We start from the raw sequence: 21,628 nt of genomic DNA on the forward strand, positions 1-21,628 counted from the left end.
ATGCCGTTAGAGATGAACCGTGAGGTGTTTATCACCTGTGCCGTGACAGGGTCGGGCAGCACGCAGGATCGCAGCCCCCATGTGCCGCGGTCGCCTGAACAAATTGCGGCAAGCGCCATTGATGCCGCCAAGGCGGGGGCCGCAGTGGTTCATTGTCATGTGCGTGATCCGGAAACCGGTGTGCCGTCCCGCGATTTGGCGCTGTATCGCGAGGTGACTGATCGCATTCGCGATGCAGAAGTCGACGTTGTGCTGAACCTGACTGCGGGTATGGGCGGCGACATCGTATTTGGTGGAACGGACGCGCCGTTGCCGCCCGTTGCTGGCACCGACATGGTGGGTGCCGCCGAGCGTGTCGCGCACGTCGCCGAATGCTTGCCAGAAATCTGCACGCTTGATTGCGGCACAATGAACTTTGCAGAAGCCGACTATGTCATGACCAACACGCCCGGCATGTTGACTGCCATGGGGCGGATGATGACGGAACTGGGCGTCAAACCCGAAATCGAAGCCTTCGACACCGGACATCTTTGGTACGCCAAACAACTGGTCAAAGACGGTGTGCTGGCGCCTGATGCCTTGGTGCAGCTTTGCATGGGGGTGCCTTGGGGCGCGCCCGATGATCTGAATACGTTCATGGCGATGGTCAATAACGTACTTGATTCGTGGACATTTTCAGCCTTTGGGTTGGGACGATCACAGATGCCTTATGTCGCGGCCTCTGTTCTTGCAGGTGGGAATGTCCGTGTCGGTTTGGAGGATAACCTGATGCTCGATCGCGGCGTTCTCGCGACCAATGCGCAATTGGTTGAGAAGGCAGTAGGCATCGTCGAGAACCTTGGTGCACGGATCATCGGCCCTGACGAGGTACGCAAAAAGTTGGGGCTGACAAAACAGGCCCCACGTTCATGAAGCGTCTTCTATTCGCAATTGCTTTGGCCGGATGTTCGGCCCCGTTACCCGACGAACCCGTTGGTGGACTGTTCGAAGTCTATCGCGATACAGACGTGCAAATCGCATCAAAGGCGCTGTTCGAACCTGAAAAATACCTCGGTACTTGGTACGAAGTTGCACGGTTTCCCGTGCCATTCGAACGCGGTTGCACAGGCGTGACGGCGGAATACGGACAGGGCGATAATGGCCAGATCACGGTTTTGAACACCTGCCGCAATCTTGACGGCACTGTCCGGTCGACGATTTCAGGCTTTGCGGACATCGTCGGGCCGGGGCGGCTTGCTGTGACGTTCCCGACATTGCCATTCGGCGCGTCCGATTATTGGGTTTTGTGGACCGACGATGGATACCGCACAGCCGTTGTCGGTGCGCCCGATGGCAGGTCCGGGTGGATCCTGAATAGGGATCCTGACATCCCTGCGGATCGCTTGAATGCCGCGCGAGAAGTACTTGATTTTAATGGATATGACTTGTCGCGACTTGTCATGGTACCGCAAGGAAATGTGGAATGACACGCATAGCAGCAATTATTGGTGGGGGTGTTATTGGCGGCGGATGGGCTGCGCGATTCCTGCTGATGGGATGGGACGTACAGGTCTTTGATCCCGATCCGGAAGCCAAGCGCAAGATCGACGAAGTTCTCGCGAACGCGCGGCGTTCATTGCCGGGCTTGTCTGATGTGGCACTGCCCGACGAAGGGCAGCTTAGCTACCATGATAATGTCCAAGACGCGGTTCGGGGCGCATGCTGGATTCAGGAAAGCGTGCCAGAGCGGTTGCCGTTAAAACATAAGGTCTACCAGTCTCTTCAAGAACACTGCGAAGGCGACGCAATCATCGGGTCATCGACGAGCGGGTTCAAGCCCTCCGAATTGCAAGAAGGGGCAACGCGGCCGGCACAGATCGTGGTCACGCACCCTTTCAATCCCGTCTATTTGCTGCCGTTGATTGAATTGGTCCCATCGGATCAGAACTCGCCTGAACTGATTGATAAGGCGAAAGAAATCATGACCGGAATTGGGATGTACCCGTTACATGTGCGCGCGGAAATTGACGCGCATATCGCGGACCGCTTTCTAGAGGCTGTCTGGCGCGAGGCGCTTTGGCTAATCAAGGACGGCGTGGCAACGACGGAAGAAATTGATAACGCGATCCGTTACGGTTTTGGTCTGCGTTGGGCGCAAATGGGTCTGTTCGAAACCTATCGCATTGCCGGTGGCGAAGCAGGCATGCGTCATTTCATTGAACAGTTCGGCCCGTGTTTGTCATGGCCTTGGACGAAGCTGATGGATGTGCCTGACCTTACGGACGACCTGATTGATCAGATAGCATCGCAGTCTGAGGATCAGTCAGGCCATCACACCATCCGTGATCTTGAACGCATTCGTGACAACAATCTGGTGACGATTTTACGGGGCCTCAAGGCGCAGGATTATGGCGCTGGAACGCTGCTGAAAGCGCAAGATGCGCACATGAACACCTTGGCGCAAAGTATTGATGATATTGCTGAATTGACCGAACTTGTTACGACCGTGGAGCGTGCTGTTCCGCTCGATTGGACAGACTACAATGGGCACATGAACGAAGCGCGGTACTTGCAAGCGTTCGGGGACGCCACGGATCAGCTGATGCACATCATTGGCTGCGACACTGATTATATCGCATCTGGCGGAAGCTATTTCACTGCGGAAACGCACATTCGTCATATTGATGAAGTGCATGCAGGCACGAAGATTAAGGTCGAGACGCAAGTCCTTTCTGGTGAAGGGAAAAAGCTTCATTTGTTCCACCGTATGATGGACGGTGATCGGCTGATCGCCACGGGTGAACATATGCTCATTCATGTCAGTCTTGAGACACGCAAAGCCAGCTTGCCTGACGCGCGGGTTTCAGTCCCGTTGGCAAAACTTGCGGCAGTGCATGCTGACCTGCCGTTGCCTAAAGGTGCAGGGGCAGCAGTTGGTGTGCGCTGATGACAAGCACTGATCTTGCCCACTTTGGTGTGATAGCGTGATCGCAACTTGGGTATGGATCACGTGCCTCGCCGCGTTTTCGCAAGCGCTGCGGTTCATGTTTCAAAAGCAATTAAAGGTCGCGGGGCTTTCGACGGCGGGTGCTACCTTTGCGAGGTTCTTCTTTGCAGCACCCTTTGTGGTCGCCATTGCCGTTGCATATGCGTCGGCGACCGGACAAGGTTTGCCGGAGGTGCCGGATGTTTTCTGGTTACACGTCATGGTGGGCGGGGCGTCGCAAATTCTTGCAACGATGTGTGTCGTCGCATTGTTCTCGCATCGGAATTTTGCAGTCGGAATTACGTTCAAGAAGACCGAAGTTCTGCTAAGCGTTCTTATCGGGTTCATCATTCTTGGCGACGTGGTCACACTGCCTGCGTTGATCGCAGTTCTCATCGGGCTTGGCGGCGTATTGCTATTGGCTGACCCGCCAGAGGCAACCGGCCCATGGCGCAAACGCATTCTGAATAGAGCAGTCTTATTGGGGCTGACGTCGGGTCTGTTTTTTGGACTGTCTGGCGTCAGCTACAGAGGGGCGTCATTGTCCATTGCGGAAGGTGACACCTTTTACCGCGCAATTGTCGCGATGGCCTTCGTCGTTGTTTTTCAATTTCTTGCTATGACTTTGTGGCTCAGGTTGCGCGAAACGGGACAAATCAGGGCTGTGCTACGTGCGTGGCGTGTCGTCAGTCTTGTTGGTCTTACGAGCATGATCGGCACAATGTGTTGGTTTTCGGCTTTCACATTGCAATCCGCCGGATACGTGAACGCGGTCGGACAAATCGAATTGTTGTTTTCAATCGCAATCGGTGCGCTTGTCTTTGGGGAGCGAATTTCGCGTCGGGAATGGCAGGGACTGATTTTGCTGACAGGCAGTATCGTGATGTTGGTCTTGGTGGCCTAGAGCGGGTCAGCGTGGCCTAATCTGGAAATCAGGTGTGCTTCGTCATCGTTGCGAAAGAAAGGGACTGATGCGATGGGGCCGTCTCGGTCAATGTGATCAATCAATTCAGCCAGAACAACTTTCGTGATGAAGGGTAGGTCAAACCGTCGCGCATCTTTTAGTGGGACCCATTGCAGATGGGACAATTCATCTTCAGCGGTCGAAAAATCATCCGGATCAGATGCGAGTGCGGCCGCATCGGCAAGGAAAAAGCGGGCGTCAAAACGACGGGGCCGACCATGCGGCGTGACCGCACGGAAAAAGAATGACAGCGGAGATGGATCAGGTCGAAAGCCTGTCTTGGCAAAGTCTGCCCAGTCCGCTGGCACATCATCCCAAGGTCCCGATGTCCCCAAAATCTGACCGGTTTCTTCCCAAAGCTCACGAATGGCCGCCGCCGTTAAGGCCGTCGCGGGTAAGTCAGATTCGGATTGAAGGCGGTTTTCACACGTTGGATTTAATGGCGGCAAAGTGAGGTGCGCGTCACCTGGATCAACAGCGCCTCCCGGAAAGACAAACTTACCGGGCATAAACGCCGCTGAACTGCCGCGCTGTCCCATTAGAACGGACGTCCGATCCCGCAAAACGATGACCGTAGCCGCATCACGGAGCGCCGATTTATCCATCATTTACTCCGCCTGACCGAATCCATGCATCCGTTTGGCCCATTGAATGCCGACAATCATGCCTTTCAGGCGCGGAAGCAGATAGAGCGACAGCGCAACGCTACCGACCGTAAAAATCGTGGCCATCACCAATGGTTCGGGACGAAACCACGACCAAACAAAGTGAATGCCAAAACCCAAAATATGCGCGACGATCAGAATGGTCAGATATGCAGGGCCGTCGTCAGCACGGTGGTGCGACAGTGTTTCAGAGCAGACCGGACATTGATCCGCGACCTTAAGATAGCCGTCAAACATATGTCCTTCGCCGCAATTTGGGCATTTGCGCTGCAGTCCGCGCCACATCGCAGGCTTCATCGGGCGATCGGCCATGTCGGTCGTTTGAGCAATGTCAGTCATCTGATTTCCTTTTCACACACTACATGCGCCTTTGTTCGACGTTTGAAAAGGGACGGAAGCCCTTATGCGGCAGGATGCCTCGGGTCAGTGAAAAAAGTGAAAAAGTTGCGACGGAAGTTTTTTGTGCAGTCGTTTGAAAGACAGATCCGGCGGTAATCCGGCAATGACTGAAAAGGAAAAGTTATGAAAACTCCAGTATTGATGGCAGCAATCGTTGCAGGCTTTGGTTTGGTTGCAACTGGTGCGCATGCACAGGAACGCCCCGATTTTGCGACATTGGACACAAACGGTGATGGCTCAATTACAGTGGAAGAACTGGCAGCACAGGGCGAACAACGCTTTGCGACAGCCGACACTGATGGCAATGGTGCCCTGTCCGAAGCAGAGCTTCTGGCGCGTGCGTCGGAACGTTCAGAAGGGCGCGCAGCACAGATGGTTGAACGTATGTTGGAACGCCTTGACGAAAACGGCGACGGCGAAATCCAGCAGTCCGAATTGCCAGAACGTGATGGTAATCGTGCCGAGCGGGCATTTGAACGTGCCGATTCTGATGATGACGGCGTGATCAGCGAAGATGAATTCGAAGCCGCCTCTGAACGTGGTGGTCGCGGTGGTCGTGGCGAACGCGGTGGCAAAAATGGCGGGCGTCATGGTCACGGCGGTGGTCGCGGCTGATCTGAACGCAAAGAGGGGTTGTTTGTGCCGATAAAATGATGTGGCCTCACACCTGATGACAGACACGATCAATCCCTCGATGCCAGATGCGGCATTGCTTGCGGCTTATGCGGCAGGCGATTCCGGTGCGGCGCAGGCCCTAGCGTCCCGGCTGTTGCCAGGAGTTTTAGGGCAGGCGACGCGCATGCTATCTGATCGGATGGAAGCCGAAGACGTTGCTCAAGAGGCGATGATGCGACTTTGGAAAATCGCGCCAGATTGGCGTGATGGCGAAGCGCAAATTTCGACTTGGCTGTACCGTGTGGTGGCCAATCTTTGTACGGATCGCCTGCGTAAAAGGAACAGAGGCGCGTCCGTTGGGATGGATCAGATCGCAGAACCGGCTGATCCAACACCGGGGGTGGCCGATCAACTACAAACCAGCGCGCGGATGGCTGCCCTATCCGATGCGATGGCACAATTGCCGGAACGACAAGCGCAAGCCGTGTCATTGCGGCATCTCGAAGGGCTCGCGAACCCTGAAATCGCGCAGATCATGGACATTAGCGTGCGGTCCGTGGAAAGTTTAACAGCACGTGGAAAGCGGGCTCTTGCTGGTCTTTTGGCAGGACGCCGCGCAACACTGGGGTACGACGATGACTGATCAGAATCAGACCGAACTTGATGATTTGCTGGGACAAACGGCGCAGATCAAACCGACCGTTCCCTCAGATTTGATGGCAAGGGTCTTGATCGATGCTGCGCAAGTACAACCGCGCAACATTGCGCCCTCGCAGCAAACGCTTTGGGGCGCGGTTCTTGATACGATCGGCGGCTGGCCAGCAATCGGTGGGATCGCCATGGCGGGTGTTGCAGGGCTCTGGATCGGTGTTGCGCCGCCTGTTGGGTTGGAAAATATGGCGACGACCGTGCTTGGTTCAACGCAAACTGTCGATTTGTTCGGCGGCGATATGTTGGGTAGCTTCAGTGATGGAGTGGATCGGTAACATGCAGCAGCAGGCGAAACCACGTCGCGTTTGGCGCATCGTTCTTGTGATGTCGCTGGCGGTAAACCTACTGATGGTTGGGTTGATCGGTGGCGCGTTCTTGCGGAGCGGCGGGTCGCCGCCCGGTGCATTCGACGTGCGGCTAGGCGCCTTTGCCGCTGCTCTATCGCCAAAAGATCGGCGCGAGATCGGGGATCAGTTGCGGCGCGGTGACGGCAAGATTGGGCAATCGCGCGCGGAACGCCGCAAAGCCTTCGAAGACTTGATCTTGGTGCTCGAGAGCCAGCCATTCGATCCAGAGGCATTGTCGCGCATTTTTCAAAGCCAGCAGGAACGCCAATTTGAACTTCAGGGCAAGGCACTAGCAGCGTTCGTCGTGCGCGTATCTGAAATGACCTTGGAAGAACGTACTGCCTTCGCAGGGCGCCTGCGTGAAAGCAGTGAACGCCGCGGAAATCGCGATGATCGGCGACCGCCGCCGCCTAACTCAGGCGGCTGAGTGGGCTAGTGAAACGCGGTCGCGGCCGGATGACTTTGCAACATACAGGGCACCGTCCGCTTGGTGACACATGTCGTCCGCTCCTATGATGTCGGTGCTTTCGACGCAGCCGACGGCGACGCCGACGGAAATGGTAACGCGCAATGGGTGCCTATTCGCCCCGACGCTGAAGTGTTTTTGATTGACCAAGCGACACAGACGGTTTGCGGCAGTCTGCGCTTGCTCTGGCGTGCTATGGGGAAGTGCGACCAGAAATTCTTCGCCGCCGACGCGCGCAATCAAATCAATTGCGCGTAGGTTGTTGCGCAAACGATCGGCAAGTTCGACTAGTACGGCGTCACCTGCCGCGTGCCCGTGTGTGTCATTGATGGCTTTGAAGTGATCGATATCGATCATCATTACCGCGAATTCCTGTCCTGTCTTTTTCGACTGCTTGGCAATTTCAGTCAGGTAAGGGGTCGCATACCTGCGGTTGTACAGGCCAGTTAACGGATCAGTGACCGCCGCTTTAAGCCCATCCCGAACGGTGGTGCGCAATTGTTCCTGTTGCCGCTTGCGTCGGGCCAGCGCGACACACCGAATGCCCAATTCATCAGACGCAACACTTGTTGTGATGACATCGTCCGCGCCAAGATCCAACGCCATAGCGGCTGTTTCGACGGCATCGGATGATAAGCTAACAAGTTGGGAAATATGGCGTGTTTGATCACGTGATCGCAGGTCTGCAACAAGACGGAACAAGTCCTCGCGCGGGTTGCGCATGGTCGTACTATCAATGACGAACAAGTCTGGATTCTGTGAGATTGCGGTCGTTCTTAGAACTTCATCAATGCCAAGGACCGTTACGCCCAACGAATTGATGCGGTAAAGGCGCGCTGTCAATCCTGTGCTGAGCACGGGGTTTGCGGTAACCAATGTGATACGTGGTGGGCGTTCGAAGCCTGCAACAACTTCTTCAAAGCCCAATGCGCGTTGTGTCCCTTCGCGCATCCAAAGTTCAGTAGGCGTGTGCCGCTTTCGTAGTAAACTGCGAATACGCGCGTGCAGCAACGCATCGTTGATTGGGCTGGGTAGAATATCATCTGCGCCTGCGTCCAGTGCTGCAAATCTGGCACGTGCGGTGTCGGCAATGCCCGTCCCGACGATGGAAATATCAGAAGTATCAGGGCAATTTTTCAGCGCCCGACAAAAAGCGTGGTGATCTTCGACATGATCAGCAAGATTGATGACAATCAGATCTGGGCGTTGTTCGATAAATGATGCTTTGGCTTCGTCTTGGGTTGCGCAAGCGACAACATCATATTGCGCCGAAAGAAGTTTCACTTTCATCACGATACGATTAGTCGCGACCGTATCGATAATCAGTATTCTACCTGACATCGTATTTCCTTTATCAAGGGCTTGTTCCACCCGGCCCCTGCGGTCAATTTGATCCGGAATAGTTAAAATATTGTTGCCAACAAAAGTGAGCACTGAAAATGAGCCCAGACACCGCAGAAATGATTGCTTTACAGGCGCTTGGGTGGCTTGTCGGGAACGAAGACCTGTGCCCCACGTTTCTGGGCGCGACAGGAAGCTCTGTCGACGATCTAAAGGCAAGAGCAACGGATCCAGCCTTTCAAGCTTCGGTTCTTGAATTCATTACAATGGATGATTCTTGGGTCATGGCGTTCTGTGACACGATCAATTTGCCTTATGATCAACCCCTTATGGCACGATATGCTTTACCAGGCGCGGAGGCCGTCCATTGGACCTGAATGTAGCTGGCATCATTTTTGACAAGGACGGCACCCTTTTTGACTTCAATAAAACGTGGGGCGCGATCACGAAGGCATTGATCGAAAATGAATGTGCCCATGATCCGTCTCAGACATCTGCATTGGCCGATGCACTAGGGTTCGATCAGGACAGCGCTGTTTTCCTCCCCGGAAGCATCGTAATTGCATCGACGGCAGAAACCGTAGCCGAAGCAATCCTTCCGTTCACGTTGGATAAAGACAAAGACGATTTGATCGACCGGATGACACAGGCAACATCGGACACGCCTCAGGTGCAAGTTACTGACCTGCAAAAACTATTCTCTGATCTGCGTCACCGCGATTTGAAGCTGGGAATCGCGACCAACGATGGTGAAGTACCCGCGCGGGCAAATCTTGCTCAGGCAAATGTAACTGACTTTTTCGGGTTCATTGCTGGGTATGATAGCGGTTTTGGGGAAAAACCCGCACCTGGGCAGCTACTGGCGTTTTGCGAACGTGAAAATCTACAGCCCGCCGAATGTGTGATGGTCGGTGACAGTTTGCACGATTTGCAAGCTGGTCGCGCTGCAGGCATGCGAACCGTTGGTGTCTTGACTGGCCCCGCGCTGCACGCGGAGCTGTCGCCGTTCGCGGATATCGTGCTCGCTTCTATCGCAGATCTACCGAATTGGTTGGATCAGCTGCGTAACACCTAATTAGGTCCAGTCTGCGCGCCCGGCACCCACGGCATCAATGACATGCGCAAATCCGTCACGTTCCAACAGCGCGTCAAGACCACGGGTAATTTCGTCGACCAAGGAAATCCCGCCGTAGACCAAAGCAGTGTAAAGCTGCACGGCACAAGCACCGGCCCTGATCTTCTGATAGGCTTGTTCCGCCGAACCAATACCGCCGACGCCGATGATGGGCAGGGGGGTCAGACCGCTTAACTGTGCAAGAACGCGCGTAGACTTTTCGAACAAGGGCTGTCCGGACAGGCCGCCTTTTTCGCCCTTGCTTGCACTTTTCAGGCCAACGCGATCCAAAGTGGTGTTCGTCGCGATAATTGCGGAAAGCTGCGCATCGGTCGCAACGTCGGCTACATCTGCGATGTCATCGGGTGTCAAATCGGGCGCGATCTTTAGAAAAATCGGTACACGTCGTTCGAGTTTATCGTTCGCTTCCATGACGCCATTCAGCAGAGCGGAAAGGGCTGCTTTGCCTTGAAGATCGCGCAACTTTTCGGTGTTCGGGGACGATACGTTCACAGTCGCAAAATCCAGATGTGGACCGCAATGCGTCAGAACACGCGCAAAATCCGCGGCTCGGTCGTCGCTGTCTTTGTTCGCGCCGAGGTTGAGGCCGATAATGCCACCGGGGCGAGCGGCCAAGCGCGGCTCAATCGCGTACATGCCTTCGTTATTAAATCCGAAGCGGTTGATCGCAGCCTGATCTTCGGTCAGCCGAAACAGACGCGGCTTGGGATTGCCCGGTTGGGCGCGCGGCGTGGCGGCACCGACTTCGAGAAATCCAAAACCCGTGCGGGATAGCGCATGCAAAGCGGTCGCGTTTTTGTCGAATCCTGCTGCAAGTCCGACCGGGTTGGGTAATTCCAAGCCAGCCAAAGAGGTCTTTAAACGGTCTGATGAAAACGGACCTGACCGTGGCCCAAGTCCTGTGTTCAATGCGGCAATGGCAGCGCCATGTGCCACTTCAGGATCAAGTTTATGGAGCGCCTTGAGGCCGTATTCTTCGAGTAATTTCATAGCTCTGCCGGAAATTGATGGACGCCTTCGATGATGGGAAGGGGCCTGTGCCACACCACGTCATCCAACGTCAGTTTGCGGAAAAGATGTGGGAACAATGCGCCGCCACGTGATGCTTCCCACTTGAGATCGCGCATACCGTCGGCTTCCACCGCGACAAGGACCAGATCAGTTTCGTCCGCAAAATAAAGTGCGGCGGTTTTAGCGACCGTGTCCGCTCCCGAAAAGTGGACAAATCCATCAGCAACATCAATTGGTGCGCCGGACGTTTCGCCATTCTTCACAAGGTCCGCCCACTCGGGGCCCCGAAATATTTTGTAAATCAGCATAAAGGTCGTTTGGCGCTTTGCACACAAATGGTCAAGGTGATCAAATGTTACGCATCCGTCATAACTTGACCCTAGGGGAGGGTGAGGCGGTGTTTGACTCTGGTTAAAGGCGGGGTCACGATGCTGTTAATTCAACTTGGGGGACCCAAAATGCTTTCACGTATCCTGACATCAACTTGTGCCTTGGCTTTGACCGCCGGCGCAGCTGCGGCTGACTACAGCCTGACAATTCTTCACACGAACGACTATCATGACCGCCACGAGCCGATCAGCAAATATGACGGTCCATGTTCATCCGAAGATAACGCAGCTGGCGAATGCTTCGGTGGTACCGCACGTTTGGTAAATGCTGTGACTGACGCGCGTTCACGGTCAAACAACTCGATTCTCGTAGATGGCGGCGACCAGTTTAATGGCACGCTGTTCTACACGTACTACAAAGGCACAATGACGGCCGAGTTCATGAACCTTTTGGGCTATGACGGCATGACTGTGGGCAACCACGAATTTGACGATGGCCCAGAAGTTCTGGCGGGTTTTATGGATGCCGTGGAATTCCCAGTGTTGATGTCGAATGCTGATGTCTCAGCAGAGCCACTGCTTGCGGAAAAGCTGGCGAAGTCCACTGTGATCGAACGTGGTGGCGAAATGATTGGGCTGATCGGTCTGACACCAGAAGATACAGATGAACTGGCGTCACCGGGCGATAACATTACGTTTTCTGATCCGATCGCAGCGGTTCAAGGCGAAGTCGACAGGCTGACTGCTGACGGCGTGAACAAGATCATCGTTCTGTCCCACTCTAGCTATGCCGTTGATTTGGAAGTTGCCGCGAATACAACGGGCGTTGATGTGATCGTTGGTGGTCACTCTAACACACTGCTGTCCAATACAAACGACCGTGCCGAAGGTCCTTACCCGACAATGGTTGGTGATACTGCCGTTGTTCAGGCATATGCATATGGCAAATACTTGGGCGAGCTGAACGTCACATTCGACGATGACGGCGTGATCACAGAAGCCGCTGGTGAGCCGATCCTGATCGACGGTCAAGTTGTGGAAGACGAAAGCGTTGTTGCGCGTATCGCAGAGTTGGCAGAGCCTCTCGAAGAGATTCGCACACAAGTTGTGGCAGAGACTGCTGAAGAAATCGTCGGCGTTCGTGAAGATTGCCGTGCGCGTGAATGCCCTATGGGTAACCTTGTGGCTGACGCTATGTTGGCCCGTGTGAAGGACCAAGGCATTCAGGTCGCAATTCAGAACGGTGGCGGCGTACGTGCATCGATCGACGCGGGTCCTGTCACAATGGGCGAAGTTTACACAGTGCTGCCTTTCCAGAACACGCTGTCCACATTCGAAGTAACTGGTGACGTGCTGGTTGCGGCCCTCGAAAACGGCGTGAGCCAAGTTGAAGAGGGCGCAGGCCGGTTCCCACAGGTTGCGGGCATGTCCTTTGCCTTTGACGCAAGCGCAGAAGCAGGTGCACGCGTTTCTGACGTGATGATCGGTGGCGAAGCAATCGATCTTGCCGCGACTTATGGTGTCGTTTCGAACAACTATGTTCGTAACGGTGGTGACGGTTACGCGATGTTCAAAGATGCGGCGAACGCATATGACTTTGGTCCGGACTTGGCAGAAGTCATGGCGTCCTTCATGGCTGAGGGTGGCGCATACACGCCGTACACAGACGGTCGTATCACAGTAAAATAAACCCAGTTTCCAGGTAATCTTAGCGCGTCGCGGGCAACCGTGGCGCGCTTTTCTTTTGGTGGACCCTTATGGGGACGTTGCAGTAAGACGAATGAAACAGGAGGCGATGCGACATGTGCGGGCGAATGGCGATTACTTTGCCGCATGAGGCGGTCGTCGAAATGTTTGGGGCAGTGCCGGCAAACGACCTGCCAGAGACGCCCAATTACAACGTATGTCCAACCGTCAACGTGCCTGTCGTTACATCGGACGATGGTGTGCGCCGCCTGCACCCGATGCGATGGGGCTTCATCCCTCATTGGTACAAAAAGCCGAACGGTGGCCCGCTATTGATCAACGCACGGGCAGAAACGATTGCGGAGAAACCCGCGTTTCGGACGGCATGTCGCGAAAGGCGGTGCCTGCTTCCTGTAACCGGTTTTTATGAATGGTATCGCGATGGCGATGCCAAACCATTGCCGTGGTTTATCCAGCGTCAGGATGGAGAACCGCTTGTAATGGCTGGTATCTGGCAGGATTGGGAACAGGACGGGGCCGTGATTTCGACCTGCGCGATTGTCACGACGCGCGCCAACGAAGCGATGGCCCGTATTCACCACCGAATCCCGGTGATTCTGACAGCCGACGATTGGCCGCTTTGGTTGGGCGAGGCGGGAAAAGGGGCGTCCAAAATCATGAAAAGCGCGCCCGAGGACGCGCTTTTGTTTCATCGTGTTGGAACTGAGGTCAACAGCAACCGCGCAGCAGGTGCGACGTTGCTGGATCCGATCGCTTAGGAATCAGGTGCAGAGCCTGACGCGATGTTGAAGTAGTTGCCGGATTTGTACCCTGAACCGAACAGGTACGGTGTTTTGATCGTCCGACCATTAATAGTGGAAACGTCGAGGTACGCATGGTTGCCAACAGCAATGTCGTTGATCAGAATGGACCCACCAGTGGTGTCGACACCTACTGTGTAGCCTGTTTTGTTGACGAATTTAATACGTGTGGCTTCATCTGAGTATACGGTGTTCGGGAAATACCCTTTTTCGTAAACGTATACAGTGAAGTCCTGCGCGAGCGCTGCGGTGCCCGCAAACGCGGTCACGCTGGCAAGTGCCGCGGTTTTTAACAATGTTGACAGACGTGTCATGGCGCGAATCCCTTTAAGCATTACAATCCCCCGATCCGGGCCAGATATGACGGTGAAATCAGGCAAGAATGAGGCAACATTGAGACGGCTTGACGCTGTCGTTGCCTTGGCCTATCTGAGCGGTACGGCGCGCGGGCGTTGTGTAATGGTAAGACCTCAGCCTTCCAAGCTGATGATACGGGTTCGATTCCCGTCGCCCGCTCCAAATTCCCTTATTTAACAGTTCATTTGGATCATCTTGTGATCTGGACAGCCTCCTATTATGTCGGGTGAAACAACGCCGGGACAGATTGATGGCTGACGCACCACCACCAAGCGACGAAGAACGAAAGTCATCCAAGGAAATCGGCGCATTGCGTCAATTGTGGCCTTTCATGAGACCGTATCGGGCCATGATGTTTGCCGCATTGGGCGCGTTAAGCTTAACGGCTTTGGTTTCGTTGATTCTCCCTTTGGCGGTCCGCCGCGTGGTCGATAATTTCGAAGGTGCCGCGACCTCCATTCTTGACCAATACTTCGGCGCGGCCCTTTTGATCGCAGCGCTTTTGGCTGTCGGGACTGCGATGCGGTACTATCTTGTGACCCGCTTAGGGGAACGCGTTGTTGCTGACATTCGCAAAGCCGTCTTTGACCGTATGATCGGGATGTCGCCTGCGTTCTTCGAAAAAGTCATGACTGGTGAAGTGCTCAGCCGCATTACCACAGACACGACATTGATTCTTTCCGTCATCGGTTCGTCAGTGTCCGTTGCACTGCGTAACGTGCTGATCTTGCTTGGTGGTTTGGTGCTGTTGATGATCACGTCAGCGAAATTGACTGGCCTCGTGTTGTTGATCGTCCCAGCCATCGTAATTCCGATTGTCGTTTTAGGCCGCCGCTTGCGCAAGTTGAGCCGCGAAAACCAAGATTGGATCGCCGCCAGTTCCGGTAACGCGTCAGAGGCGCTTTTGTCGGTGCAGGCTGTCCAAGCTTTCACGCACGAAAAGATCAGTCGCAATCGTTTCGATGACATGACCGAGAAAAGCTTTGTGTCTGCAAAACAGCGAATCGGCACGCGGGCATGGATGACGATGATCGTGATCTTCCTGATTTTTGCGGGTGTTGTTGGTGTCCTGTGGATTGGGGCACGCGACGTGCGCGAAGGGCTGATGACCGTCGGCGAATTGGTGCAGTTTGTGATCTACGCCGTCATGGTCGCGGGGGCTGTTGGCGCCCTGACTGAAGTCTGGAGCGAATTGCAGCGTGCAGCAGGTGCGACCGAACGCTTGGTTGAATTGCTTGGCGCTGAAGACGCGGTCGCTGACCCCGAAAATGCGGTTGCCGTGCCTGACGTACAAAATGGCGCGATCACCTTTGACGACGTGATTTTCCGCTATCCAGGGCGTCCGACAGTGTCCGCGCTTGATGGAATCAATCTGACAGTCAAACCGGGTGAAACTGTTGCATTGGTTGGGCCATCAGGTGCGGGGAAGACGACGATTATCCAACTGATCCAGAGGTTCTATGACCCGTCCGAAGGGGCCATTTCCATTAATGGCGTCGACTTGCGTGACATGGATCGTGCCGCGTTCCGCCAGCATATGGCGTTAGTGCCGCAAGATCCTGTGATCTTTGCGGATACAGCCCGTGAGAACATCAGGTTCGGCCGCCCGACCGCGACTGACGACGAAGTCGAAATGGCAGCAAAAGCTGCCGCTGCGCATGACTTCCTGACCGCTTTGCCGGATGGCTATGACAGCTATGTCGGTGAACGTGGCGTCATGCTGTCAGGTGGGCAAAAACAACGCATCGCAATTGCGCGTGCGATTCTGCGGGATGCGCCGATCTTGTTGTTGGACGAAGCGACCTCAGCTTTGGACGCGGAAAGCGAACGTGCGGTGCAGGCGGCTGTTGACGACCTTGCCAGAACACGGACGACATTGATCGTAGCGCATCGGTTGGCCACCGTGAAAAAGGCGGATCGTATTGTTGTGTTCGACGCAGGCAAGATCGTCGCGGAAGGCACACATGACGCATTAGTTGCGCAAGACGGGCTATATGCTCGCTTGGCACGGTTGCAATTTACTGCGGGTGCCGTTGCGGAATAATTGCCCGCAACGCCGCGTTAGACTTGCACGAAAACCACAAAGACCACATCCTGTACGGCAGGGAGGCCCGCAGCGTCATAAGCTATGGGTAAAAAATAACGGGAGGAAACCTGGAATGCCTTATGCAAACATGGCAGACCGCAATGCAATTGTGGATGAAATGCCGTGGGAAGACAGGGATTTACCTGTCACAACGTTCGGTCAATTGTCGAAGACCGCAGCGGCTTTTCCCAATAGACCTGCTGTCACATTCCAGATGTTTTCGGACCCCGGTGCGCCGGCTGAGACGCTGTCTTGGTCCGAATTGCAGGCGCAAGTCGCACAATCCGCCAATATGTTCCGTGATCTCGGCGTTGGTGAAGCCGATGTTGTCGCATATCTTTTGCCAAACACATCCGAAACAATTCTGACATATCTTGGCGGGCAGGTTGCGGGCATCGTGAACCCAATCAACCCGCTGCTTGAGGCTGAACAGATTGCGGCGATCTTGCGCGAAACCGGTGCGAAGGTGCTTGTGACGCTCAAGGCATTCCCGAAAACGGATGTGGCCCAAAAAGCGGCAGAAGCTGTCGCAATGGCGCCGAATGTGAAAGCGGTCGTTGAAGTCGACCTGCTGCGCTACCTGACCGGATTGAAAAAGTTTATCGTGCCTTGGATCCGTCCAAAGTTCGAAGTAAAGCATTCCGCCAAAGTTGTTGATTTCCGTAAGGAAATGGCAAAGCACGGCCGCGAATTGGCATTTGCCGATAGCACCGAAGATCGTGTCGCGGCCTATTTTCATACGGGCGGTACAACGGGCATGCCAAAGGTTGCCCAACACCGCTATTCCGGCATTGTTTACAATGCTTGGTTGGGTGCGCGTCTGTTGTTCACTGAAAAAGACGTGCAGATTTGCCCGCTGCCTATGTTCCATGTATTTGCGGCCATCGTGTCGCTCGGTGCATCATTGGGATCAGGGGCACATGTCGTCTTCCCAACTCCGCAAGGCTACCGCGGTGACGGAGTATTTGATAACTTTTGGAAGCTGATCGAGCGCCACAAAGTGACGTTCATGATCACCGTACCAACGGCACTGTCCGCGTTGATGCAACGCCCTGTTGGCGACGCTGACATCTCGACATTGCGGATTGCATTCTGCGGGTCGTCACCGTTGCCGCTCGAACTTTACAAGCGGTTCGAAAAAGTCGTGAATGACGCGACCAAAGACAAACCCGGCGAATTGTCGATTTGCGAAGGTTACGGTCTGACCGAAGCGACATGTCTGGTTTCGATTAACCCGCCTGACGGTGAAAAGCGTGTTGGGTCTATTGGTCTGCCGTTCCCGTATACCGATGTGCGTATCGTATCTGTTGCGACCCAGCTTGACTGTGGTGTTGATGAGATTGGCGAAATCTGTGTTGCGTCGCCGGGGGTTTACGATGGCAAAACCTACACAGAGGCGGACAAGAACAAAGACTTGTTCTATCCGGGTTCTGAAAATCCGGCCCATGAGAATGTGCAATACCTGCGCACAGGCGATTTGGGGCGTATTGATGAAGATGGTTATCTGTGGATCACGGGTCGCGCAAAGGATCTGATCATTCGTGGCGGTCACAACATTGATCCGGCCGAAATCGAAGAAGCACTGGCAGGTCACGAAGCAGTCGCATTTGCTGGCGCAATCGGACAACCAGATGCCCACGCCGGTGAAGTGCCATGTGCCTTTGTTGAGCTGGTTGATGGTGCCACCATCACAACCGAAGAACTGATGGCTTACGCGAACGAACACATCCACGAACGTGCGGCGCACCCAAAACATTTGGAAATCATGGATGAGCTGCCGAAAACGGCCGTTGGAAAAATCTTTAAGCCGGACCTGCGGAAGCGGGCGATCACACGCATCTTGAACCAAGCATTGGCCAAAGCGGATGTTGCTGCGAAAGTTGACAGCGTCGTTGAAGACAAGAAGCGTGGTTTGGTAGCGCAGCTAGCAAAAACCGGCACCGTGACTGACGAAGATGTTCTTAAGGCGCTGGGATCATTTACGAACCCTTGGGCTTGGGCTGAATAAACGTCGACCAAGGTAAAAGGAACGCGGCCCCAAGCGAGGGCCGCGTTTTGCGTTTGGCGAGACGCCGCGCGTGCGCGAAACTTCCCCCTGACAAATTGTCTGCGGCCGATCATGTTGGTGTTCAAACGGCTACGATAGGTTTTTGATGCTCAAGAAAATGATATTGCTCAGCGTTGTGTTGCTGTCGGCGTGCAATGATCGCCGTCCTTTGCCGACAACGGGAACCTATACCATTCGCAATGATGGCGGCGGCCAATTGATCAGCGCCGAAACAGATCGTGCTGTTCTCAAGCTTTGGGGTGGTCCGGTGCGGATCGAGGGGTACTGCAACTCTGCCTGTCTCATGTTTACGACGCTATCGAATGCGTGCCTTGCGCCGGGGCTGAAGCTGGGCTTTCACGGGGCGAACGTGAACGTTGGATTTGTCGGAAACCCGCAAATTACCAAATACTTGCGCAACGGTGTGCAGCGCAAATTTGTGGACGAATGGCAGCACATTCCCTTTACCGAAATCCATCGGATTACCGCCGAGGAATACGTGCAACTTGATCCCGAGGCAAAAATTTGCGCGAACTGACCGAAGTAGGGCAGTTGGGTTTAGGTTGACGTAAGGTTCTAGGCGTTTCCATGAAAATACGTTGCTTTTGTTAACCACTTCCAGTTGCATGTCTGTGTTGTGGGAGGGCGCAACGCGAAACCGAAAACCTATGCGACAGTTCTGCTTTTGCTGCTTCGAATGGTTTTTGTCATTCAGTTGTCACGAACATCTCCCACTTTGCATATTGAAAAGCGGTTTGAATTCTAACCGTTACATCTTTGGGGAGAAACGACATGTCTATGGTATTAACAGGTGTTTTTGATGGCCCGCTCAGTGGGGGACTCCCGAAGGGTGTCGAGGTTTATGTGACGGCCGACATTGCTGATCTGTCTGCCTATAGCATCGGTTTTGCCAACAATGGTGGCGGAACAGATGGCGAAGAATTCACATTCCCTGCCTTTGCGGCCGCTGCGGGCACGTATTTGTATATCGCAAGCGAAGCGCCTGGTTTCGAAAGCTTCATGGGGTTCGCGCCCGACTACACAACGGGTTTTGCCGCAATCAATGGCGATGATGCGGTTGAGTTGTTTGAAAACGGAACGGTCATCGACACCTTTGGTGAATTGGATGTCGACGGAAATGGCACCCCTTGGGAATATCTTGACGGCTGGGCCGCGCGCAATCCAGGCACTGCTGCCAATCCGACGTTTGATATCAATAACTGGTCATTCTCAGGGCCCAATGCGTGGGATGGTGAAACGACGAACGCGGGTGCCGCCACTGGATTTGCCACGGGGTCTTACGATACGGTGACGCCGCCAACGCCAACTGCGACATTTATCATCAATGAAATTGATGCCGATCAGACAAGCACCGACAGCGCAGAGTTTATCGAAATTTATGATGGTGGCGTTGGAAATGCGTCTTTGGATGGTCTGTCGCTGGTGCTGTTTAACGGGAACGGCGACGCGGCTTACAATACAATTTCACTCGATGGTTTGACGACGAACGCTGAGGGATACTTTGTCATTGGTTCTGAAGATGTGCCGAACGTGGATTTGGTCGCCTTCACATCGAATGGCATTCAGAACGGGGCCGATGCGGCAGCGCTTTACACAGGCACACCACCTGCAACCGCGACGACTGAAAATCTGGTTGATGCGATTGTCTATGGCACGTCTGATGCTGATGACACGGGCCTTTTGACGGCGCTTGGCCAGACTGTGCAATATGATGAAAACGCGAACGGCGCGAAAGACACCGAAGTTCTAGCGCGTGATCCTGATGGCAGTGGCGCATTCACAGCACAGGCTGCAACGCCGGGCTCGTCCAACTTCATCGCACCGCCTGCAGTTATTACCTTGATTTCTGAAATTCAGGGCAGCGGCGGCACGCAAGACATGGCCGTTGTTGGTGTGGATGATCGTAGTGCGCTGGTCGGTCAAACTGTAACGGTATCCGCCATTGTGACCGCCGATTTCCAAGACGGTTTGCTGGGCACGCAGGGCGATATGAACGGGTTCTATATCCAAGAGGAAGAAGTTGATTACGATTTCAACGACCTGACATCGGAAGGTATCTTTATCTTCGACGGATCGAACCCGGATGTTGATGTGAACATCGGCGATCTTGTCGAAATCACCGGTACGGTGAGCGAATTCTTCGGCCAAACCCAGATTTCAGCGACTGACATTTCTGTCGTTGCCGTCGATCAAGTGGTCCCAGACGCCGTAGAGGTCACATTCCCAACCGCGAGCGTCATGGATGACGGAAACGGCAACCTTGTCGCCAACCTAGAAGCCTACGAAGGCATGCTGGTGAATATCCAGCAGGACATGACGATTTCGGAAATGTTCAATCTTGATCGCTTTGGTCAGTACAACGTCACCTCAGATGGTCGGCTTGTTCAGTATTCCCAAGCGAACGATCCGGATGCAGCAGGCTACGCGCAGCATCTGAAAGACGTTGCTGCACGGACATTGGTGTTGGATGATGGCCAATCGGGCCAGAACCCTGATCAGATCAAAGTCATTGATGGCAACGACGGCATTTTGGATTCGTCCGATAACTTCCGTATGGGTGATACGGTGTCGTCGATTACCGGCGTGGTGAACTATTCGTTCAGCGAATTCCGCATCAATGCAGCCCAAGGCGACTACACAGAAGTTAACACGCGCCCCGACACCCCAGCAGAACTGGGCGGAAACTTTAAGGTCGCGAGCCTGAATGTGCTGAACTACTTCACCACGATCGACGAATTTGGCGTAACGACAGATATCGGTCTTGATCCACGCGGTGCTGACACGCCCGAAGAATTCGAACGTCAGGCCGAAAAGTTGGTTAATGCGATCGTGGCAATGGACGCCGATGTACTGGGTCTGATCGAGATCGAAAATGACTTCGCAGGCGATACCTTCGCAATTCAGGATCTTGTTGATCGTGTGAATGCTGAACTGGGCGACGAGGTCTATGCATTCGTTGATCCGGGTCAGGAATTTGTCGGTGGCGACGCGATTGCCAACGGACTGATCTATAAAGTCGATAGTGTTGGCCTGAATGGTGACATGGCGATTCTGGAAACCTTTGACGGACGCAATTTCCTTGATCCCCTGAACGCAGGGCGTGATTTGAACCGTGCGGCCATCGCGCAAACGTTTGAAGATCTGGACACAGGTGAAACGATCACCGTGTCTGTGAACCACCTGAAATCGAAAGGGTCGTTGTCAGGTTTGGCAGCGGACGAGGACCAAGGCGACGGTCAGGGCAACAACAATGCGACACGTGCAGAGGCCGCGGATATTCTGGCTGACTGGTTGGCAAGTGATCCGACAGGGCAGGGCGCATCAAATTCCCTTATCTTGGGTGACCTGAACGCATATGCCAAAGAAGATCCGCTGACTGTCTTGTCTGACGCTGGCTATACGGACCTTGCCGCACAAGAACTTGGCGATGACGCCTATTCTTATGTCTTCGACGGTCAGATCGGGACGTTGGACTACGCACTTGCCAATGATGCGCTTGCAGACAAAGTCGTCGGTGTGACCGAATGGCATGTAAACGCGGACGAAGCGGATGCGTTTGACTACAATCTCGACTTTGGCCGCGATCCTGCCTTGTTTGACGGGGACACGCCTGCGCGCAATTCAGACCATGACCCTGTGATTGTCAGCTTCCAGTTTGACCC

At 54.3% G+C, this 21,628-nt stretch carries 23 protein-coding genes and 1 tRNA gene (1 of these 24 only partly in view); 17 read left to right on the forward strand and 7 right to left on the reverse strand.

What is annotated here, in order from left to right; genetic code table 11:
• The 4 genes from bcoG to AC0L7R_RS06015 are packed head-to-tail and all read left to right on the forward strand — an operon-like array spanning position 1 to position 3,869.
• On the forward strand, positions 1-912 hold the full coding sequence (gene bcoG, locus AC0L7R_RS06000) for a 3-dehydrocarnitine:acetyl-CoA trimethylamine transferase BcoG (RefSeq protein WP_473659566.1): 912 nt from the start codon (positions 1-3) through the stop codon (positions 910-912).
• Entirely contained in the window at positions 909-1,466 is a 558-nt protein-coding gene (locus tag AC0L7R_RS06005; RefSeq protein ID WP_473659568.1) for a lipocalin family protein, read from the forward strand. The genes bcoG and AC0L7R_RS06005 overlap by 4 nt, the downstream gene beginning before the upstream one ends.
• Positions 1,463-2,926 (forward strand): carnitine 3-dehydrogenase, encoded by a 1,464-nt coding sequence (locus AC0L7R_RS06010; protein WP_473659570.1) that lies wholly within the window; start codon positions 1,463-1,465, stop codon positions 2,924-2,926. The genes AC0L7R_RS06005 and AC0L7R_RS06010 overlap by 4 nt, the downstream gene beginning before the upstream one ends.
• Positions 2,927-2,963: 37 nt before the next feature.
• Entirely contained in the window at positions 2,964-3,869 is a 906-nt protein-coding gene (locus AC0L7R_RS06015; RefSeq protein WP_473659572.1) for an EamA family transporter, read from the forward strand.
• On the opposite strand, the gene AC0L7R_RS06020 is transcribed toward AC0L7R_RS06015, so the two are convergent.
• Entirely contained in the window at positions 3,866-4,537 is a 672-nt protein-coding gene (locus tag AC0L7R_RS06020; protein ID WP_473659574.1) for an NUDIX domain-containing protein, read from the reverse strand. The genes AC0L7R_RS06015 and AC0L7R_RS06020 overlap by 4 nt on opposite strands.
• Complete coding sequence (locus AC0L7R_RS06025; protein WP_473659576.1) at positions 4,538-4,933, reverse strand: DUF983 domain-containing protein; 396 nt, start codon at positions 4,931-4,933, stop codon at positions 4,538-4,540.
• A gap of 183 nt (positions 4,934-5,116) precedes the next feature.
• Here AC0L7R_RS06025 and AC0L7R_RS06030 point away from each other — a divergent pair, with 183 nt between their 5' ends.
• The 4 genes from AC0L7R_RS06030 to AC0L7R_RS06045 are packed head-to-tail and all read left to right on the forward strand — an operon-like array spanning position 5,117 to position 7,093.
• Entirely contained in the window at positions 5,117-5,608 is a 492-nt protein-coding gene (locus AC0L7R_RS06030) for an EF-hand domain-containing protein (RefSeq protein ID WP_473659578.1), read from the forward strand.
• Between the two features lie 55 nt (positions 5,609-5,663).
• On the forward strand, positions 5,664-6,251 hold the full coding sequence (locus AC0L7R_RS06035) for an RNA polymerase sigma factor (protein WP_473659580.1): 588 nt from the start codon (positions 5,664-5,666) through the stop codon (positions 6,249-6,251).
• The gene (locus AC0L7R_RS06040; RefSeq protein WP_473659582.1) at positions 6,244-6,594 is read left to right on the forward strand and encodes a hypothetical protein; all 351 of its coding nucleotides are present in this window, start codon (positions 6,244-6,246) and stop codon (positions 6,592-6,594) included. The genes AC0L7R_RS06035 and AC0L7R_RS06040 overlap by 8 nt, the downstream gene beginning before the upstream one ends.
• Positions 6,578-7,093: a periplasmic heavy metal sensor gene (locus AC0L7R_RS06045; RefSeq protein ID WP_473659584.1), complete on the forward strand. Its 516-nt coding sequence runs from the start codon at positions 6,578-6,580 to the stop codon at positions 7,091-7,093. The genes AC0L7R_RS06040 and AC0L7R_RS06045 overlap by 17 nt, the downstream gene beginning before the upstream one ends.
• Here the strand turns inward: AC0L7R_RS06045 and AC0L7R_RS06050 are convergent.
• Together AC0L7R_RS06050 and AC0L7R_RS06055 are read right to left on the reverse strand one after the other, a co-directional pair.
• Positions 7,082-8,473, reverse strand: a complete 1,392-nt coding sequence (locus AC0L7R_RS06050; RefSeq protein ID WP_473659585.1) for a diguanylate cyclase — start codon at positions 8,471-8,473, stop codon at positions 7,082-7,084. The genes AC0L7R_RS06045 and AC0L7R_RS06050 overlap by 12 nt on opposite strands.
• Before the next feature lie 43 nt (positions 8,474-8,516).
• Complete coding sequence (locus AC0L7R_RS06055; RefSeq protein WP_473659586.1) at positions 8,517-8,648, reverse strand: hypothetical protein; 132 nt, start codon at positions 8,646-8,648, stop codon at positions 8,517-8,519.
• On the opposite strand from AC0L7R_RS06055, the gene AC0L7R_RS06060 reads away from it, so the two are divergent.
• Both AC0L7R_RS06060 and AC0L7R_RS06065 read left to right on the forward strand, forming a co-directional pair.
• Complete coding sequence (locus AC0L7R_RS06060) at positions 8,593-8,850, forward strand: DUF3572 family protein (protein ID WP_473659588.1); 258 nt, start codon at positions 8,593-8,595, stop codon at positions 8,848-8,850. The two genes, AC0L7R_RS06055 and AC0L7R_RS06060, sit on opposite strands and share 56 nt — an antisense overlap.
• Positions 8,841-9,548 (forward strand): HAD-IA family hydrolase, encoded by a 708-nt coding sequence (locus tag AC0L7R_RS06065; protein WP_473659590.1) that lies wholly within the window; start codon positions 8,841-8,843, stop codon positions 9,546-9,548. Before AC0L7R_RS06060 ends, AC0L7R_RS06065 begins: the two co-directional genes overlap by 10 nt.
• Here AC0L7R_RS06065 and AC0L7R_RS06070 read toward each other — a convergent pair whose 3' ends face one another.
• The gene (locus AC0L7R_RS06070) at positions 9,549-10,598 is read right to left on the reverse strand and encodes a quinone-dependent dihydroorotate dehydrogenase (RefSeq protein ID WP_473659592.1); all 1,050 of its coding nucleotides are present in this window, start codon (positions 10,596-10,598) and stop codon (positions 9,549-9,551) included.
• A complete protein-coding gene (locus tag AC0L7R_RS06075; protein WP_473659594.1) occupies positions 10,595-10,927 on the reverse strand; it encodes a DUF952 domain-containing protein in 333 nt (110 codons plus the stop codon). The genes AC0L7R_RS06070 and AC0L7R_RS06075 overlap by 4 nt, the downstream gene beginning before the upstream one ends.
• A 150-nt stretch (positions 10,928-11,077) precedes the next feature.
• Between AC0L7R_RS06075 and AC0L7R_RS06080 the strand changes: the two genes are divergently transcribed.
• A complete protein-coding gene (locus tag AC0L7R_RS06080) occupies positions 11,078-12,637 on the forward strand; it encodes a 5'-nucleotidase C-terminal domain-containing protein (RefSeq protein WP_473659595.1) in 1,560 nt (519 codons plus the stop codon).
• 113 nt (positions 12,638-12,750) lie between these two features.
• Positions 12,751-13,413 carry an SOS response-associated peptidase family protein gene (locus AC0L7R_RS06085; protein WP_473659597.1) on the forward strand — a complete coding sequence of 221 codons (663 nt, stop codon included), beginning with the start codon at positions 12,751-12,753 and terminating at the stop codon, positions 13,411-13,413.
• On the opposite strand, the gene AC0L7R_RS06090 is transcribed toward AC0L7R_RS06085, so the two are convergent.
• Positions 13,410-13,769, reverse strand: coding sequence for a hypothetical protein (locus AC0L7R_RS06090; protein ID WP_473659599.1), 360 nt, complete (start codon positions 13,767-13,769; stop codon positions 13,410-13,412). The genes AC0L7R_RS06085 and AC0L7R_RS06090 overlap by 4 nt on opposite strands.
• Positions 13,770-13,900: 131 nt before the next feature.
• Between AC0L7R_RS06090 and AC0L7R_RS06095 the strand changes: the two genes are divergently transcribed.
• From AC0L7R_RS06095 to AC0L7R_RS06115, 5 genes are all read left to right on the forward strand, one after another.
• A tRNA-Gly gene (locus AC0L7R_RS06095) sits at positions 13,901-13,974 on the forward strand.
• 88 nt (positions 13,975-14,062) lie between these two features.
• Positions 14,063-15,856 carry an ABC transporter transmembrane domain-containing protein gene (locus AC0L7R_RS06100; RefSeq protein ID WP_348107857.1) on the forward strand — a complete coding sequence of 598 codons (1,794 nt, stop codon included), beginning with the start codon at positions 14,063-14,065 and terminating at the stop codon, positions 15,854-15,856.
• 115 nt (positions 15,857-15,971) lie between these two features.
• Complete coding sequence (locus AC0L7R_RS06105) at positions 15,972-17,906, forward strand: acyl-CoA synthetase (protein ID WP_473659601.1); 1,935 nt, start codon at positions 15,972-15,974, stop codon at positions 17,904-17,906.
• A 145-nt stretch (positions 17,907-18,051) separates the two neighbouring features.
• Positions 18,052-18,483, forward strand: a complete 432-nt coding sequence (locus AC0L7R_RS06110) for a hypothetical protein (protein ID WP_473659603.1) — start codon at positions 18,052-18,054, stop codon at positions 18,481-18,483.
• Positions 18,484-18,737: 254 nt separating this feature from the next.
• Positions 18,738-21,628, forward strand: partial view of an ExeM/NucH family extracellular endonuclease gene (locus AC0L7R_RS06115; protein WP_473659604.1) — the 5' portion only. Its footprint extends 517 nt past the window's final position; only the first 2,891 of its 3,408 coding nucleotides appear in the window; the start codon lies at positions 18,738-18,740; its stop codon lies off the right edge, out of view.

It is taken from the genome of Yoonia sp. D2-7 (assembly GCF_055809435.1).

Coding starts and splice junctions, on each gene's coding strand:
- bcoG (WP_473659566.1), top strand. CDS start 1: ATGCCGTTAGAGATGAACCGTGAGGTGTTTATCACCTGTGCCGTGACA.
- AC0L7R_RS06005 (WP_473659568.1), top strand. CDS start 909: ATGAAGCGTCTTCTATTCGCAATTGCTTTGGCCGGATGTTCGGCCCCG.
- AC0L7R_RS06010 (WP_473659570.1), top strand. CDS start 1,463: ATGACACGCATAGCAGCAATTATTGGTGGGGGTGTTATTGGCGGCGGA.
- AC0L7R_RS06020 (WP_473659574.1), bottom strand. CDS start 4,537: ATGATGGATAAATCGGCGCTCCGTGATGCGGCTACGGTCATCGTTTTG.
- AC0L7R_RS06025 (WP_473659576.1), bottom strand. CDS start 4,933: ATGACTGACATTGCTCAAACGACCGACATGGCCGATCGCCCGATGAAG.
- AC0L7R_RS06030 (WP_473659578.1), top strand. CDS start 5,117: ATGAAAACTCCAGTATTGATGGCAGCAATCGTTGCAGGCTTTGGTTTG.
- AC0L7R_RS06035 (WP_473659580.1), top strand. CDS start 5,664: ATGACAGACACGATCAATCCCTCGATGCCAGATGCGGCATTGCTTGCG.
- AC0L7R_RS06040 (WP_473659582.1), top strand. CDS start 6,244: ATGACTGATCAGAATCAGACCGAACTTGATGATTTGCTGGGACAAACG.
- AC0L7R_RS06045 (WP_473659584.1), top strand. CDS start 6,578: ATGGAGTGGATCGGTAACATGCAGCAGCAGGCGAAACCACGTCGCGTT.
- AC0L7R_RS06050 (WP_473659585.1), bottom strand. CDS start 8,473: ATGTCAGGTAGAATACTGATTATCGATACGGTCGCGACTAATCGTATC.
- AC0L7R_RS06060 (WP_473659588.1), top strand. CDS start 8,593: ATGATTGCTTTACAGGCGCTTGGGTGGCTTGTCGGGAACGAAGACCTG.
- AC0L7R_RS06070 (WP_473659592.1), bottom strand. CDS start 10,598: ATGAAATTACTCGAAGAATACGGCCTCAAGGCGCTCCATAAACTTGAT.
- AC0L7R_RS06075 (WP_473659594.1), bottom strand. CDS start 10,927: ATGCTGATTTACAAAATATTTCGGGGCCCCGAGTGGGCGGACCTTGTG.
- AC0L7R_RS06080 (WP_473659595.1), top strand. CDS start 11,078: ATGCTTTCACGTATCCTGACATCAACTTGTGCCTTGGCTTTGACCGCC.
- AC0L7R_RS06085 (WP_473659597.1), top strand. CDS start 12,751: ATGTGCGGGCGAATGGCGATTACTTTGCCGCATGAGGCGGTCGTCGAA.
- AC0L7R_RS06090 (WP_473659599.1), bottom strand. CDS start 13,769: ATGACACGTCTGTCAACATTGTTAAAAACCGCGGCACTTGCCAGCGTG.
- AC0L7R_RS06100 (WP_348107857.1), top strand. CDS start 14,063: ATGGCTGACGCACCACCACCAAGCGACGAAGAACGAAAGTCATCCAAG.
- AC0L7R_RS06105 (WP_473659601.1), top strand. CDS start 15,972: ATGCCTTATGCAAACATGGCAGACCGCAATGCAATTGTGGATGAAATG.
- AC0L7R_RS06110 (WP_473659603.1), top strand. CDS start 18,052: ATGCTCAAGAAAATGATATTGCTCAGCGTTGTGTTGCTGTCGGCGTGC.